The organism is Myroides odoratimimus, assembly GCF_030326305.1.
Taxonomy (GTDB): domain Bacteria; phylum Bacteroidota; class Bacteroidia; order Flavobacteriales; family Flavobacteriaceae; genus Flavobacterium; species Flavobacterium odoratimimum_A.
The window spans coordinates 26154-41442 of the sequence record NZ_JACAKB010000002.1 but is presented as its reverse complement, the minus strand read 5'-3'; the positions used below and the strand labels follow the sequence as shown (position 1 = coordinate 41442).

10 protein-coding genes and 1 pseudogene are annotated in these 15289 nt (G+C 32.1%); 8 read left to right on the top strand and 3 right to left on the bottom strand.

Features of this window, described 5'->3' with window-relative positions; genetic code table 11:
- The first annotated feature begins 310 nt into the window (after positions 1–310).
- The 3 genes from HX049_RS01835 to HX049_RS01825 all read left to right on the top strand — a co-directional run bounded on the left by HX049_RS01835 (position 311) and on the right by HX049_RS01825 (position 5043).
- Entirely contained in the window at positions 311–2653 is a 2343-nt protein-coding gene (locus HX049_RS01835; RefSeq protein ID WP_286413576.1) for a TonB-dependent receptor, read from the top strand.
- Between the two features lie 30 nt (positions 2654–2683).
- Positions 2684–4003 (top strand): DUF4374 domain-containing protein, encoded by a 1320-nt coding sequence (locus tag HX049_RS01830; protein WP_286413574.1) that lies wholly within the window; start codon positions 2684–2686, stop codon positions 4001–4003.
- A gap of 449 nt (positions 4004–4452) precedes the next feature.
- A complete protein-coding gene (locus HX049_RS01825; RefSeq protein WP_286413573.1) occupies positions 4453–5043 on the top strand; it encodes a helix-turn-helix domain-containing protein in 591 nt (196 codons plus the stop codon).
- Position 5044: 1 nt separating this feature from the next.
- On the opposite strand, the gene HX049_RS01820 is transcribed toward HX049_RS01825, so the two are convergent.
- Positions 5045–5515: an SgcJ/EcaC family oxidoreductase gene (locus HX049_RS01820; protein WP_286413572.1), complete on the bottom strand. Its 471-nt coding sequence runs from the start codon at positions 5513–5515 to the stop codon at positions 5045–5047.
- 709 nt (positions 5516–6224) lie between these two features.
- Here HX049_RS01820 and nhaA point away from each other — a divergent pair.
- The 3 genes and pseudogenes from nhaA to HX049_RS18455 form a co-directional block, all read left to right on the top strand.
- Positions 6225–7547, top strand: coding sequence for a Na+/H+ antiporter NhaA (nhaA, locus tag HX049_RS01815; protein ID WP_006266538.1), 1323 nt, complete (start codon positions 6225–6227; stop codon positions 7545–7547).
- Between the two features lie 8 nt (positions 7548–7555).
- The gene (locus HX049_RS01810; protein ID WP_006266539.1) at positions 7556–8878 is read left to right on the top strand and encodes a DUF389 domain-containing protein; all 1323 of its coding nucleotides are present in this window, start codon (positions 7556–7558) and stop codon (positions 8876–8878) included.
- Between the two features lie 108 nt (positions 8879–8986).
- Positions 8987–9175: pseudogene (locus HX049_RS18455) on the top strand (DUF3179 domain-containing (seleno)protein); the annotation flags it as partial.
- Between the two features lie 76 nt (positions 9176–9251).
- Here the strand turns inward: HX049_RS18455 and HX049_RS01805 are convergent.
- Positions 9252–11267 carry a BCCT family transporter gene (locus HX049_RS01805; RefSeq protein ID WP_006266540.1) on the bottom strand — a complete coding sequence of 672 codons (2016 nt, stop codon included), beginning with the start codon at positions 11265–11267 and terminating at the stop codon, positions 9252–9254.
- A gap of 286 nt (positions 11268–11553) precedes the next feature.
- On the opposite strand from HX049_RS01805, the gene HX049_RS01800 reads away from it, so the two are divergent.
- Positions 11554–13530 (top strand): tetratricopeptide repeat-containing sensor histidine kinase, encoded by a 1977-nt coding sequence (locus HX049_RS01800; protein ID WP_006266541.1) that lies wholly within the window; start codon positions 11554–11556, stop codon positions 13528–13530.
- Between the two features lie 3 nt (positions 13531–13533).
- Positions 13534–14169: a response regulator transcription factor gene (locus tag HX049_RS01795; RefSeq protein ID WP_006266543.1), complete on the top strand. Its 636-nt coding sequence runs from the start codon at positions 13534–13536 to the stop codon at positions 14167–14169.
- Positions 14170–14176: 7 nt separating this feature from the next.
- Here the strand turns inward: HX049_RS01795 and HX049_RS01790 are convergent, their stop codons facing one another.
- Positions 14177–15166 (bottom strand): hypothetical protein, encoded by a 990-nt coding sequence (locus tag HX049_RS01790; protein ID WP_006266544.1) that lies wholly within the window; start codon positions 15164–15166, stop codon positions 14177–14179.
- Positions 15167–15289 lie beyond the last annotated feature (123 nt).

The window sequence follows — 15289 nt, the reverse complement described above, 5'->3', positions numbered from 1 at the left end:
AAGCTTTTTTATTTAGAATTAACAAGCTTTAAAAGCACATTTTGTGAATAAAGTCAGAATTATAGGTAGTTCTGACTTTTTTTATTTATAAAAGATATTAGTTAATAATATGTGAATTTTAGTAAAATATTAAAGGTTAATGTGTTTTGTTTTTAGAGTATTACAATGACGATTATTGTCTGTATTGAGTTGTTATTTATATTTATTCTAAGTTGTTGTGGTTATTTAGTTATAAGTAAATATATTTGTCTTCAATTTATAATTAATCTAAATAATATAATTACTAACACAACATTAAGTTCTTAGAACAATGAAACACTATCTACTATTAATTTTTGCAATTTTTAATATAGGACAGTTTGCTTCTTTTGCACAAGATAAACCAGTTGTCATTTCTGGGGTTGTACAAGATGCGAATGGAGAGCCTATTGATTATGCTACAGTCAGTTTATTAGATACTCATCATAGTGAGTTAACAGATAATAAAGGACGATATACTATTAAAACAAAGAGACCTGGTAAGTATAAATTAGTTGTACAACACGTCAGTTATGAATCTAAAGAGTATTCATTTGAGGTGAAAGCAGGCGAAAGTATAACACATAACTTCAAACTTGATACAAATAACTCTTTCTTAGACAATGTAGTACTACAAGTAAAACAGCCTATCGAGAAAGTGAGAGAATCTGCTTATAACGTAGTGGCTATAGATGCAAAACCACTATACAATACATCATTAGATGTAGCTGGAGCACTAGATAGAGTGTCTGGAGTGAAAGTGCGTAAAGATGGGGGTGAGGGATCTGACTATAATTTCTCAATGAATGGATTTAGTGGTAAACACATTCGATTTTTTATAGATGGTGTACCTATGGAAGGATTTGGTAGTGAGTTTAAAATAAACAACTTACCGATCACAATGGTTGATAGAATCGAAGTATATAAAGGTGTAGTGCCTGTGGAGTTCGGATCTGATGCCTTAGGAGGAGTAGTGAATATTATCACAAACAAATCTAAAGAGACTAAAATAGATGCTTCATTTACTACTGGTTCATTCCATACATACAAGAGTCATCTGAATGTGAGTAAAGCCTTTAATAATGGTATAGTAGCTCAGTTAAATGCTTTTCAGAACTACTCAGATAACGATTATAAAGTATTAGTCCCTGTGGTAGATCTGCAATCAGGAGTTTATTCTAAAGAAAAACAATGGGTAAGACGCTTTAATGACCGATTCCAAACAGCTACTGTAGTGGCTAAAGTAGGGGTGGTAGATAAGTCTTATGCTGACCGACTGATGTTAGGGTTTACTTATGGAGAAGGAAAACGTGGTGTGCAGACAGGTACTATTATGGAAAAGGTATTCGGAGACAAGAAACGTCGTTCTGTAACAATTATGCCTTCATTAGAATATAGCAAAAAGAACCTATTTATAGATGGATTAGATGTAAGTATTACATCTAATTATAATGGAGGATATAATCAAAATATAGATACCTCTTCTTATAAATATAACTGGGCAGGTGAACGTATCAAAACGTTAAAACAAGGTGAGTCTGGAGGAGGGCCTTCTATGACTAAGTTCTATGATCATAATGGTTCAACTACTTTTAATGTAAACTATAAATTAAATGACAAGCACTCATTTAGTTTTAATGATGTGATGTACTACTTCAACAGAAAGACAAAAGATCCATTAGCTGTAAAAGAAACTCAATCAGAAAAGAACAGTGAGATAAAAAGAAGTAGTTTTAAAAATATTATGGCACTGTCTTATCGCTATAATATTCTGGATAATCTGAATGTGTCTCTATTCGGTAAACACTACAGTATCAAACATACTTATCAAAGTGAAAGCACTAAAGTAGATAAAACAGGATACGGTATCGCTGCTACATACTTGTGGAAAGATCTACAGTTCAAAGCTTCTTATGAAAATACATTTAGACTACCTACTGATAGCGAGTTATTTGGAGATGGAGACTTAGTATGGGGAAATACAGGTCTAAAACCAGAACAGGGTAAAAACTATAACCTGAATATCAGTTACTCAGGTGTGATTAACAAAATACATGCAGTATTTGTAGATGCAGGTTTTGTATACAGAGATACTAAAGATTATATCCGCAGTAATCCTTATGGTTCAGGATCTCGTGCAACTAGTGTGAATATTGGAGGAGTAGAGAGCTATGGTATCAATGTGGAAGCTCGTTATACATACAATGATTTTATATATGCAGGAGGTAGTTTAACTTCTCAAAATATCAGAAGTAAACAAAAGTATACTATTGGAGATTATGGAGTGAAAAATCCATACTACAATGAGAGAATTCCTAATGAGCCTTATTTCTTTGGATCAGCTGATGTGGGGATTATCATTAAAGACTTAGGAAAGAAAAATAACAATTTAAATATAGGTTATAACCTGCGCTATATAGATCATTATAGTTACGATTTTAAAGGAATCGGTGAGGATCCTATATGGATTCCGTCTCAGGCTGTACATGATCTAAGTGCTTCATACAGTTTGTTTAATAATAAAATACACTTAACCGTAGAGACTAATAACCTATTCGATAAACTAGCTTATGATAACTATAGTTTCCAAAAACCAGGAAGAAACTTCATGTTTAAAATACGCTATACATACTAAAATTACTAATCTATAATAAATACAATTAAAATGAAAAAAAGAGTTTTTTCGACATTTGCTTTTGCTATGATATTTGGGGCATTGTCGGTGACTAGTTGTTCTACAGATGATAATAGTACTCCTACACCTGAAGAAGGGGGAACTGATGGAGGAAATAAAGTAGAGTGGAAGTACGTAATCGGAGCAAGTGCTTCTAAAACGAACTTATTACTGACTACCAATGACCTTAAATCTGGAGAAATATCTGCTAAGGGAAATGGATTAACGGCATTAGGAACTACGGTTTATACTTATGGAGGAAATAGAGCTTATGTTTTTGAATATAGAAAAGGAGATCCTTCTGGAATGCAGAGCTGGTTATTAACACCTGATGGGAAATTGAATAAACATACTACAGTTGATTTACCTACTCGTGAGGAGTTTATTACGAATTTCGGTAAATATATGATTGCTACAACTGGGGGGGTACAATTAACTACAGGACAAAAGGCTCAGGCTTTTAACTTCGTAGATGGAAATACAGGAGGGATTAATTTTACTTCTTATATTAATGTAGAAAATATTGCAGAAAAAGGGGAGTATGCCAACTTTGCTGGTCTTGAGAATATCGGAAATAACCGTTTTGTGATGGCTATCGAACCATTTAAAATCAATAAAGATGAGAAAGAAGATAATACATCTGCTTACCGAAGTAGAGTGTGGCTAGCTGTATTTAAATTTAATGAGAGCGAAACGGATGTAAATAAGAGAGTACAGTTAGAAAAAGTAGTGAAAGATGATAGAATGAGTTTTGCAGTAGCTCGTTACCGTTCTAGTCGTATATCAACTATTGCATCTGGAAATGATGGATTTGTTTATGTATTCTCACCTAATGCTATGTTAGGTAAAGATAAACCTTCTTTTTCTCCAATTCCTTCTTCTGTTTTAAGATTTAATACTAAAACTTTAGAGTTTGATAAAAATTATCAATATGACATTGAGTCATTATCAGGGGGACATAAGGTTCATAAAGTATACGCACTTACTAACAATAAGTTCTTGTTAAATATGAATGCTGATATTGCTATTGCTTGGAATTCATTAAGCACACCATATAATAAACTGGCGATATTTGATGGTACAACAGGAGAATTTAAATGGATAGAAGGATTGCCAGATGCTGAAAATATAAAAGAAGCTCAAGCTCCATTCATAGATGGATCAGATGTTTACTTACCTGTTACAGCTGAGTCTAAATCATTTGTATATACATTAGATTTGGCAACTGCTAAAGTAACTAAAGGCCTTGAGATTAAAGATCTAGCTGATGGAAGTATTGGTACAATTGGTAAAATTAATGTAGAAAAATAATAATTTAATTATATAAAGTATTCGAAATAAATTAGGGTTGTTTATTATAAGAGGTTATACAGTTTGTATAGCCTCTTTTTTTGTTGAAGAATAAGGATGTAGAATAAAAAAATATGTAGTTAACTGTAAATAGGTATTAGAGATATAAAGAATCTTTGATATAATATCTTTAAATAAGTATATGTTTATCTTTAAATGAGTACTCTATTAATGAGGTGTATTGCTTTTTAAAATACTTATATCGTGTGAATTGTGTTAAGTCCACCCCTTTGTCCACCCCCTTAAAGGTGACATTCTGTTATAGAGATTATACTTTTATCAAATAAACCTAAAGTTATAGTCTGCTTCATTATAGTACGACTATAAAATCCACCACCACATATTATTTGATTTGGAAGTTACTACCGTATAGGTATGGACGATAGTTGAATAATGATAAAAGTATAGATATGAAGACCTTATTATTTTTAAGTATTATCATCAATAGAACAATGGAGTGTGCCTCTCTATTAAAGAAAAGTATGATATGGAGTATAAATGAGAAACTATTTAGTAGTTCAATAGAATCAAAAAGATTGCTAAGAAGAGTTAGAGATTCTTCTTTACAGGAAGAGATGCTACAAATAAGTGATGATTCTAATATACAAACTAATTATATGTCTATAGGCATGGAGAGTTATCTGTGTCAAAAAATAAAAGAGTTTGAGAAACAAAAAAAATACTTAGATAAATCAATATCACTGAGTAATCTTTCTGCTAGTTTAGGAGTTAATCATCGCTATGTGTCTTACTATATTAATATGTATAAAGAAAAAGACTTTGCTACGTATATTAATGAATTGAGGATTTCTTATATGGTAGATACTTTATCAACTAAACCACATTATCTGACGTATAAGATAAGTTATTTAGCAGATAAGAGCGGTTTTGCTTCTCATAGTCGTTTTACGATTAATTTTAAAAAATATACAGGTGTATTGCCTTCAGAGTATATTAGTGAGTTAAAACAGAAAAAGGCCATGGAAGGATGTAATATTTAAACTAGTCTTTATTTTTAAATTGATTATAATTCACTGCTTCAAAAGAACCATCTTCCTTTTTAATAAAAGTCTCTTTACCACTCTGTATTTCGGCATTCTGAGCTGCTATACAGTACCAATTGTTTTCTATTTTCTGAGTTACGAAAATAAATAGATTGTTTCTAAGTTGAGGAGTTTCATTTTCTTTTAGTGCTGATTGATTACTTAATTGTAGTCTTGCATGTACAATAGCTATAGTGTCTGTTAAGTATCTGATCTTAGTTCTTTTGATTATTAGTGTAGATTCTTTGAAAATTACTCGTAGGCCATAATCATGAGCTTTAAAAATATCTTCTTTTTTATGCCACCATAACCCTGTGACATTGACAAAGTCTGCATCATCTACAAAAATATCAGCAAGTAAGTTAGCATCGTATTTATTCCAAGCAGTTACAAATTGTTGAACTATTTCTTCTGGATTTTGTCTAGTCATTGTCATTGTTTATTATAATTACGAAGATACTCAATGATTCATGAAGAGGTGTTAATGTAGAATAAGAAAGTGAGTGTAAATAAAAAAGGAACCACTATTAAGTGATTCCTTTTTGTCGGGGTGGCAGGATTCGAACCACTCCTCGTAAATATCTTTAAATCAACCTATTGTCTTTTTTGTAAAAAACCAACTCACCTAATAGCTCACCTTAGCAAATTAGGTTAAAATCAAATATAATGATTTTAAATGTATTAAAAAAGTACTAAAAAGTTAAATAATCATCTGTTTTTTTGATTGATGGAAGCGAATATTTTAGTAGAAATATTAGTTTTAGCTTTTGTTTATTTTTATTTTGTTTTTCAGTGTTTTGTTGTATTTGTTTTATATTATTAGTTAACTAATTTAATTTGATGTATTTTGTTATGGAATACTAAACTTGTTAAGGTGTTTTTTGGTTGTCGGGGTGTCTATTTGGCTTTAGTTAACTATTTTTATGGAGTAAAAGATTGAACTATTTTTAATTCTATCTTAGATTCAACTAATAAATGCTGTTGCATTTATTAGTTGAATCTAAGTAGTAAAAATCTTATAAAAGTTAAATAAGGATAAGAATTCATAGAAATAACTGTCGTATAGTAGCTAACAAAATTAATTTTCTATTTTTGAGTTTGTAAACTATGTATAACATTAAAAAAGAAGAGTTATTTTTATGAGGCAATTGGACAAAACACCTATTGAGAGGATGGTATCACCGATACAGCGATTTATGCAACAAGAAAAATCTGGAGGGATCGTTCTAGGTATAAGTGTGATTATAGCGTTAATATTAGCAAATACATCATTTAAAGAACAGTACCATCACATATTAGAGTATAAATTTGGTTTTCAATGGGCAGGCAATAGCTTCTTTGAATATAGTATTCACCACTGGATTAATGATGGGTTAATGGCTATCTTTTTCTTTGTTGTAGGGCTAGAGTTAAAAAGAGAGATTGTAGCTGGAGAATTATCAAACCCACGTAAAGCAATGCTTCCTATTGGAGCTGCATTAGGAGGAATGATTGTTCCTGCGGGTATTTATTTTTTTCTAAATCCAAGTGGAGAGATGTCTAATGGATGGGGAATTCCGATGGCAACAGATATTGCTTTTGCCTTAGGAGTCTTGTATTTATTGGGTAGTCGTATACCCTTGACATTAAAGGTTTTCTTAACTGCATTGGCGATTGTAGATGACTTAGGAGCGGTACTTGTGATTGCATTCTTTTATACCTCTGAGATTTCTATGTTACATTTAATCATTGGTGCTGCTATTTTATTAGTGATGTATTTGGGAAATAAAATGGGAGTTAGAAATATTATGTTTTATGCAATCTTGGGTATTGGTGGAGTTTGGACAGCATTTTTGCTTTCAGGAGTACATGCGACAATTGCAGCAGTATTAGCTGCTTTTACAATTCCTGCAAATGTGAGAATTAGCGAGAAAGTATATGGCGATAAGATGCAAGGTTTGTTAGATAGGTTTAGAGGCATTGATCCCAATGATAAAATTCCGACATTAACAAACGAACAATTGCATATCTTAGAAGAGATTGAGCATACAAGTAGTGCTGCTACTCCTCCATTACAACGTTTAGAACATATGATGCATCCGATGGTAACCTATCTAATTATCCCTATATTCGCTTTAGCTAATGCTGGGGTATCTTTAGATATTGATATGGATCACTTGTTTAGTACTAATGTAGCTCTTGGTGTAGCTCTTGGCTTATTAGTAGGGAAAGTAGTTGGAGTAGTTGGATTTACAGTGCTTTTAGTGAAATTAAAAGTAGCTCCTTTCCCTGAAGGAATGAATGTGAAAAATCTATTAGGATTAGGTTTGCTAGCTTCTATTGGATTCACAATGTCTTTGTTTGTAACTTCGTTAGCATTTACTAATGAGGAGTACATGACTCAAGCGAAGATAGGTATTTTTGTAGCATCCATCATTGGTGGTGTGCTAGGCTATATGGTATTGAGTAAGTCAACGAAATAATGTTTTAAATGACTAGTAAGTTTTTTGATTACATCAATCTTCACAAAGGTGAGGAGAAGGGCGAAAAAGTCCTTGAAAATATAGTAGCAAATATTGCTTTTAAAGGATCAAATCTTTGGATTTTGGCATGTGCAATTATCATTGCGTCGATAGGGTTAAATGTAAATTCTACAGCGGTGGTAATTGGAGCTATGTTGATCTCACCATTGATGGGACCAATTGTAGGAGCTGGTTTTGCACTTGGTACCTATAACTTTTTATTACTGAAGATTTCTATTAAAAGCTTGGTTATAGCTACAATTGTAAGTTTGGTTGTATCTTCAGTTTATTTTTATTTAAGCCCATTTAAAGATGTACAATCAGAATTACTTGCTCGTACTGCACCGACGATTTATGATGTGTTGATTGCTTTTTTTGGTGGATTAGTGGGGGTGATTTCAATTACTCGAGTAGAGAAAGGAAATCCTATTCCAGGAGTAGCGATTGCTACAGCCTTAATGCCTCCTTTATGTACTGCAGGATATGGTTTAGCAACTTTTAATTTTAGTTATTTTTTAGGAGCATTTTATCTGTATATGATTAACTGTTTCTTTATTTGTATAGCGACGTTCTTAGTAATTAAATACTTGAAATATCCTACAGCGACTGCACTAGATACAAAAAAGGAGAAACGTATGCGATACGGTATTAGTTTATTGATTTTAGTGTTGATTATACCAAGTTTTTACTTGGCCTATAATCTATTCAATGAGAAGAAATTTACCAAGACTGTTGAGGAGTTTATCAATACAGAGTTTACTGCTAGAGGGGTAACAGTTATCTATAAAAAAATTAATTATAATACCTCGCCACGTAAGGTAGAGTTAGCCTTTTTGGATAAGAAATTGTCTAAAGAGAATATAGAGATGTATAATCGACTTTTACAGGAAAAAGGGATAGATAATGTAGCTTTGACCTTCAAGCAAGATGAGCAAGATATCAAGTCTGAAATCATGAAGGAAATCAATAAACAAAATAGTAACCTATCCGAGAAAGACGTTATTATTAATGATTTAAAGCGCGAGTTAGCTAAGTACAAAGTGAGCGAGCCTGGTTTGGTGAGAGAGATCGGAGTATTGTTCCCATCACTTGAACAAGTATCTTTAGGTAAAGTAGAGCGAAATCTAACCGATACAACTAGTCAAGTTGATTGGGTGTTAATGTATAAAGATAGTGTTGCACCTATAAATTCGGAGAAGATACGTATCACGAATTGGTTAAAAGCTCGATTACAAGTAGATACTGTTTTAGTAGTGAATACATACCAGCCGGCTGTATATACTAAAGAGTAGCTTAGTAATTAAAAACATCGCAAAGAGCTCCTTACTTATTTTTTTGAGTAGGGGGCTTTTTTTTTAGTAGCTCACCAAAACAATGTAACTGCTTTTAGATGGGATCACAAGCAGGATTTAGCGTTAGATTTATCAGCTAGATGTATTACAGCAGATAATGGTTTTCAACGTTGGGATTTGAATGGAAAGTATCTCTCGGGAGACAAAAAGCAGAATTTAGTTCTCATCCGGCTGTCTGATGAGTATTGGTTTTCTTGGAAACGCTTTCATCCAAATACTCAGTTCATTGATTTGTAATATATAAAAAGAACCATATTAACTTTAAGCTAATATGGTTCTTTTTTGATACTAGAATAAGTTGACTAGTAATATATTATCTTAAACGATGATTGGAATCACTACTGATAAACATTTCATTTTTCTCTTCAGATATAATTTCAAGGAATCGTTCATAGTGTTTTAATACGTCAGAAATTAGCTCATTTTTAGTAAAGATGTGAACATCATAACCTTGTCTATAATCACCAAAATAAGCTTTTGGATAAAAGGTTTTATTATCGTTAATATCAGGTAAGTTTTCTTCTGATAATAAGTAATCAGAAACCATTTTAGACTCTGTTTTGACACCGTAAATAAAGTTATTTACCAAGTCGTGTTTAATCTCAATTTCTAGTCGATAAGGACCTTCATAAGTATTGATAACAGCATCAATATTATTTTTAGCAAATTCGGTTTCTAGCTCTTTAAAGGCTTCTTTGACTGTCGTATCAATAAATTTGTGTACAGATTCTTTATCGTCAAAGGATACAATTTGTTTTAATCGCTCTTTCCATGAATCTCCTGACCATGTAACCGTTGTAGTAGAAAAGTCAGTTTCATAATATTTTTTATCGATAACTAGTGCTTTGATCAAGCTTACGATAAATAATAGCATTATAATAGAGAATGGAAGAGCTGTAATTAAGGTCATGCTTTGTAATGCACCTAATCCACCTGCGTTTAACAATAACAAAGCTAATACAGCTAGTAATACTCCCCATCCAATAGTTTGCCATTTAGGGGATATTCTAGCATTCTTGGTTGATATACTGTTCATTACAAACATTCCTGAGTCTGCAGAAGTAACAAAAAATATGATGATAATTGATATAGTTAAGAAGCTAGTAATTGAACTTAGAGGTAAGTACGCTAAAAACTCAAACATCAACGCATCTGGGTTGTTAGCAATAGTACTCAATGCACCATCAGCTACATTCATATCAAACCAAATGGCACTATTCCCGAATACAGACATCCAAATAAAGTTGAATAGTGTCGGTAGTAATAATACTGCAGCAATATATTCACGAATAGTACGTCCTTTAGAGATTTTAGCAATAAACAATCCAACATATGGAGACCATGAGATCCACCATGCCCAGTATAGGATAGTCCAGTCATAAAACCAGGGTTGTGTTTTATCATTAAAGGAGTGTGTACTAAAAGTCATGGTAAAGAAGTTTGATATATAATTACCAATACCTTCTGTAAAGCTTCCAATTAAATAAACGGTAGGGCCTAAAGCGAGTACGAAAACAAGCAATACGACTACAGCAATGATATTGATACTACTTAGTAGTTTTACACCTTTGTCTAATCCACTAACAGCAGAGATAATAGATAGAGATACTAATACAGCTACAATAAGTACTTGATAGATAAAGCTGTTTTCAGGTAAAATATTTAAGGTTTGAAGTCCAGAGTTAATCTGTACAACACCAAAACCTAATGTTGTTGTAATACCAAAGAAGGTACTACACAAGGCAAATACGTCAATCATATTTCCCCATTTACCTTTTATTTTATCTTTTAAAAGAGGATAAAAACAACTTCTTAGAGATAGCGGTAAACGATATCTATAAGCAAAATAAGATAGTGCTAGACCAACAATAGCATAAATAGCCCATGCGTGTATTCCCCAGTGAAAGAAGGTGTACATCTGTGCATCTTGTGCGCGTTGTAGTGCGGTATTGTTACTGAAAACTTCATTTGAATAGTGTTGGATCGGCTCAGCAACACTGAAGTACATTAGCCCAATCCCCATACCAGCAGCGAATAACATTGATATCCATGAAAAGAAGGAATAATCGGGTTTACTATTATTTCTTCCTAAGCGAATATTACCGTATTTACTGGCCATTAAATAAATCAAGAAGATAATAAATATAGTTACAGACCATACATATATCCAATTGAGGTTAACAAAGATGAATGTTTTGATTACGTTTAATAGCTCATTGGTTATCTGTGGAAAAATTGCAGCAAGTAAACTGACTCCAATAATAAAAATTAAACTTGGTAGAATAACACCTTTACTCAAGGTTGTACGTATTCTAGGAAATTTAGACATAATTTTTGTTTTTATGTATTAAAAATATAGTTTTATTGTTTTTGTTTCGAATATACATAATATTTAGTATTTTTTGTGGTTTTATTCTGTGTTTTTCGTTGTTTAGAATTAAAAAGAAGATGTTTTTGGAGTTTTTATTTCTAGTAAACTTTCATTTTTTTAAAGGTTAAAAATTGTAGTTTTGTCTTCTATAAAGCCTCAGAAGCATATGTTTTTTTGTTGCTTTATTTTGCTATTTTAGTTAAAAAGAATGCGGCAAATAATAAGAAATTAATACAAAATTGTTTTGAATTTATCTAATCGTGATAGTAGAGTAACTTTAATTTTTCAATTAGTAATCTTTTTTATTTTCACAAAGGGTATTGCACAGCAACCAGTGAGAGTTACTATTGACTCATTATCGAAAGTGTATTCCCAGAATGTATATTCCAAACCACTTGAAGCTAGAAAGGCCGCATTTGCTTGGTTAGCTTTAAGTGAAAAGCATAACTTAGAGAAGGAAAAAGCTCGTGCTTATTATTCTTTAGGAAATTTGAATTCTATTAATGGAGATTATAAGAAGTCTATAGAATATGCATTGAAGACTATTGAATCCTTAGAGAAATTAAAAATGGAGCAAGGTTTACCTGCTGCTTATAATCTATTAGCACTTAGTTATAAGAATTTATCGCTATACTCCAAGGCAATGGAGAGCTTTATGATATGTATTGAAAAAGCTAGAGCTGTAGACGATGTACTTCAAGAGGCAAATGCGTATCAGAATGTTGCTACACTATATATACAAAAGGATGAATATGATAAGGCTATAGAGAGCTTGAAAAGAGCGAATGATTTGTATAAATCTATTGAGGATACCGATGGGGTATTGACTACATTGTTTAACTACGCAAATATTTTGAAAGAGCAGCGTAAGTTTGATCAAGCTAGGGAGCATTATATGACTGTATTAAAGTTTCGTCAAGAGGAAGGAAATAAAACAGTGGAGGCCTATGTTAAAATTAACCTTGCTCAACTATTAGTAGAACAGCATAAGTTTAAAGAGGCTATACCTCACTTGGAGAATACTTATAAGCTTCTTGAAGAGTTAAATTATGTCACTGATATGGCTATTGTATTGAATGATTTAGGAGTGTGTGAGAGTAAAGTAGGGAATACAAAGAAAGCAATTAAGTATTTTGAGAGAGCATTGAGTATTACTGAAGAACGTTCTATATTAGCCTATAATACTAACTTTTTTTTGAATTTAGGTTCCCTATATGCAGATCAAAAACAATATGAAAAAGCATATAATTATTTATATCGAAGTATAATCGATAATACAAAATTTAATAGTATTGAGAAAGAGAAGCATTTAGCAGATCTGCAACAACAATATGAAACGGAATTAAAGGAAACTAAAATAGAGTTGCTGGAGAAGGAGCAAGAATTAAAAGAAGTAGAGCTTAGAGAAGTAGAGCAAGCTGTCATTCGTCAGAAACAACTTCGTAATACTTTTATCATTGGTTTTATTTTGGTGTCAATTCTCTTTATTATTGTGATGTATTTTTATCTACAACGTTTGAAAGTGCAAAGACAACTACAGGTGGAGGTTGAGAAAAATGCGAATCACAAGATTAATGAGATGGTTAAAGATCATAAAATTTCTATGATCGAGCGCTATCAGAAAGGACAAGAGGAAGAAAGAGCTCGATTAGCACGAGAGTTACACGATGGAATAGGAAGTGATTTAGCAGGAATTAAGATTGCTTTTGAACATCATTTCTCTCAGCAAGATACGGGAGAACAAACTAAGCGTTTGCAAGAAGCAATTAACAATGCGTGTAAGGATCTGCGTTTGCTATCGCATCAATTGCATCCACTGGCTTTCTCTTCAATTGGATTTAGTAGTTTTTTGAAAGAATACGTCGATACTGTAAGTCAGAAAAATAATTTGACAATTAAAGCTTATTTTTTTCCAGAGACAGAAATTAATAAGTTGACAGATGATGTATTGGCTGGTGCATATCGCATCGTTCAAGAGTTGGTCAATAATATCGTTAAGCATGCTAAGGCTTCAAGTGCTGAGGTACAATTGACCAAACACGATGACCACCTCAATATTCTTATTCATGATAATGGCGTTGGGTTTGCCAATGTTAAGAAACAAGGGATAGGACTGCGCAATATAAGAGAGCGTTTAGAAAAACTCAAAGGAAGTATAGAAATAGATAGTAATGTTAAATATGGGACTTCCATAACAATTAATATACCTTTAAATAAATAAGTAGTGAGTAGAGTAAATATAATCATAGCAGATGATCATTTGATGTTCTTAGAGGGGTTAAACACTATATTACTTGATATGGAGGAAGTAAAACAAGTGCATTTAGCAACAGAAGGAACACAAGTATTACGTTTATTAGAGCAATTTGACATACAATTAGTCATTACCGATTTGAATATGCCCAAGATGGATGGAGTAGAGTTATTAACTAGGGTAAAGAGTAATCAATCAGATGTCAAGGTTCTAATTTTGAGTATGCTTGATAATCCTCGCGTTGTTCATAAGGTAATCCAAAAAGGAGCAGATGGTTTTGTACCTAAATTTACAAATAAGCAGGAGTTACAAGTTGCTGTAAGGGAATTAATCAATGACAAGCAATATTTCTCAGAAGTTATTAAACAGCGCTATATGGAAAGTGTATTTGATAAAAAGAAGTATCAAGATATTGAATTGACTCAACGGGAGAAAGAAGTTCTAGCACTTTTATCAGAAGAAATGACTTCTAAAGAAATTTCTGAGAAACTGTTTATATCAGTTAATACGGTGGAGACACATCGCAAGAATATCTTGTTGAAAACAGGGTCTAAGACAACTACAGGAGCGGTAAAGTTTGCTATTGAATCAGGACTATTTGATTAGTGAATAATTAAAAGGTATACTTTATTGCTAATAATGGTTTAATCTCTTCAAAAATAGAAATAAACGAATTTGGTTCAGTAATCGGTACGATTTCTCGATGAGTGACTACTTTGTTGGTAAGATTAATCGTTTCTAATAAAGCAGCTGTTACAGGAGTCTTGTGATAGCTGTTTTTTTCTTGTTCTACTTCTTTTGTATCGATTAACAGATGTACCCACACAGCTTTAGTGAAACAAGCTGTATCTACATATAATAAAGAAAAATCATGGGAACTGTAGAGGTGGTCTAATCCCGCTAAATAATCCATACGCTTCGGCAGCAATTTTTCTTGTAAAGTTTTGAAATAATTAGTTTCTTGTTTTAGTAAGCATTCTTTGACCTGCCATGAGTCCTCTATGCTATGTATAACAATCATAAAAATATCCTCATTATAGGTTGGAAGATGGATAGTAATTGTGAAAATACTATTGATTTTTAGTGTGTCCTTTTGTTGATTTAGTAAGTATAAGAGTTTTTTAGTTTTCGTTTTCAGCTCATTGGGATTTGGGTTAAAAAGATATGTCATGGTTAATGAATCATAACTAATGTCAATACGACAATCTAAATCAATCATTTTTAGTTTTATATCTTCTTTGGTATAGTAGTCAGCTAAGGCATCTTGGTATTGTTCTTTTACTGGTTTAGCATAGGAAACACCTTGTTCAATTCTATTTTCATTTTTTAAAATCTTGGCGTCAAAGAATAAAACCCATCTTACTTGTGCTAATTGATGATCGTAGATAATAACCGAAAACATATTGGGATTCATATTAGAGGCATTAAAAAAGCGTCTAATTTCAACTGCTTTTAATTGACCCTTGAATTCATGTTCAAGATATTCTTGTATTAAACGATTTGCTTTTTTCTTTCTCATACCTCCCATAATGAGAGATAGATTATTTACAGCTAGTGTTAGTGATAGAAAACAAAACCCAATTATTAAAAGTGTTTTTAGCATTTTTTGTAAAGTTTGAATACAAGGTAAGATACTTTTGGAAATTTTCATATCACGGAATTCCGTGATAAGCGCAATTACCGAATTTAGGTCTATGAAACCAATAGCAAAGATAAGACCTTTGAA

Excerpts from the sequence above, each read along its gene's own strand:
- HX049_RS01835 (WP_286413576.1), top strand. The coding sequence starts at position 311 with ATGAAACACTATCTACTATTAATTTTTGCAATTTTTAATATAGGACAG.
- HX049_RS01830 (WP_286413574.1), top strand. The coding sequence starts at position 2,684 with ATGAAAAAAAGAGTTTTTTCGACATTTGCTTTTGCTATGATATTTGGG.
- HX049_RS01825 (WP_286413573.1), top strand. The coding sequence starts at position 4,453 with ATGAAGACCTTATTATTTTTAAGTATTATCATCAATAGAACAATGGAG.
- HX049_RS01820 (WP_286413572.1), bottom strand. The coding sequence starts at position 5,515 with ATGACTAGACAAAATCCAGAAGAAATAGTTCAACAATTTGTAACTGCT.
- nhaA (WP_006266538.1), top strand. The coding sequence starts at position 6,225 with ATGAGGCAATTGGACAAAACACCTATTGAGAGGATGGTATCACCGATA.
- HX049_RS01810 (WP_006266539.1), top strand. The coding sequence starts at position 7,556 with ATGACTAGTAAGTTTTTTGATTACATCAATCTTCACAAAGGTGAGGAG.
- HX049_RS01805 (WP_006266540.1), bottom strand. The coding sequence starts at position 11,267 with ATGTCTAAATTTCCTAGAATACGTACAACCTTGAGTAAAGGTGTTATT.
- HX049_RS01790 (WP_006266544.1), bottom strand. The coding sequence starts at position 15,166 with ATGCTAAAAACACTTTTAATAATTGGGTTTTGTTTTCTATCACTAACA.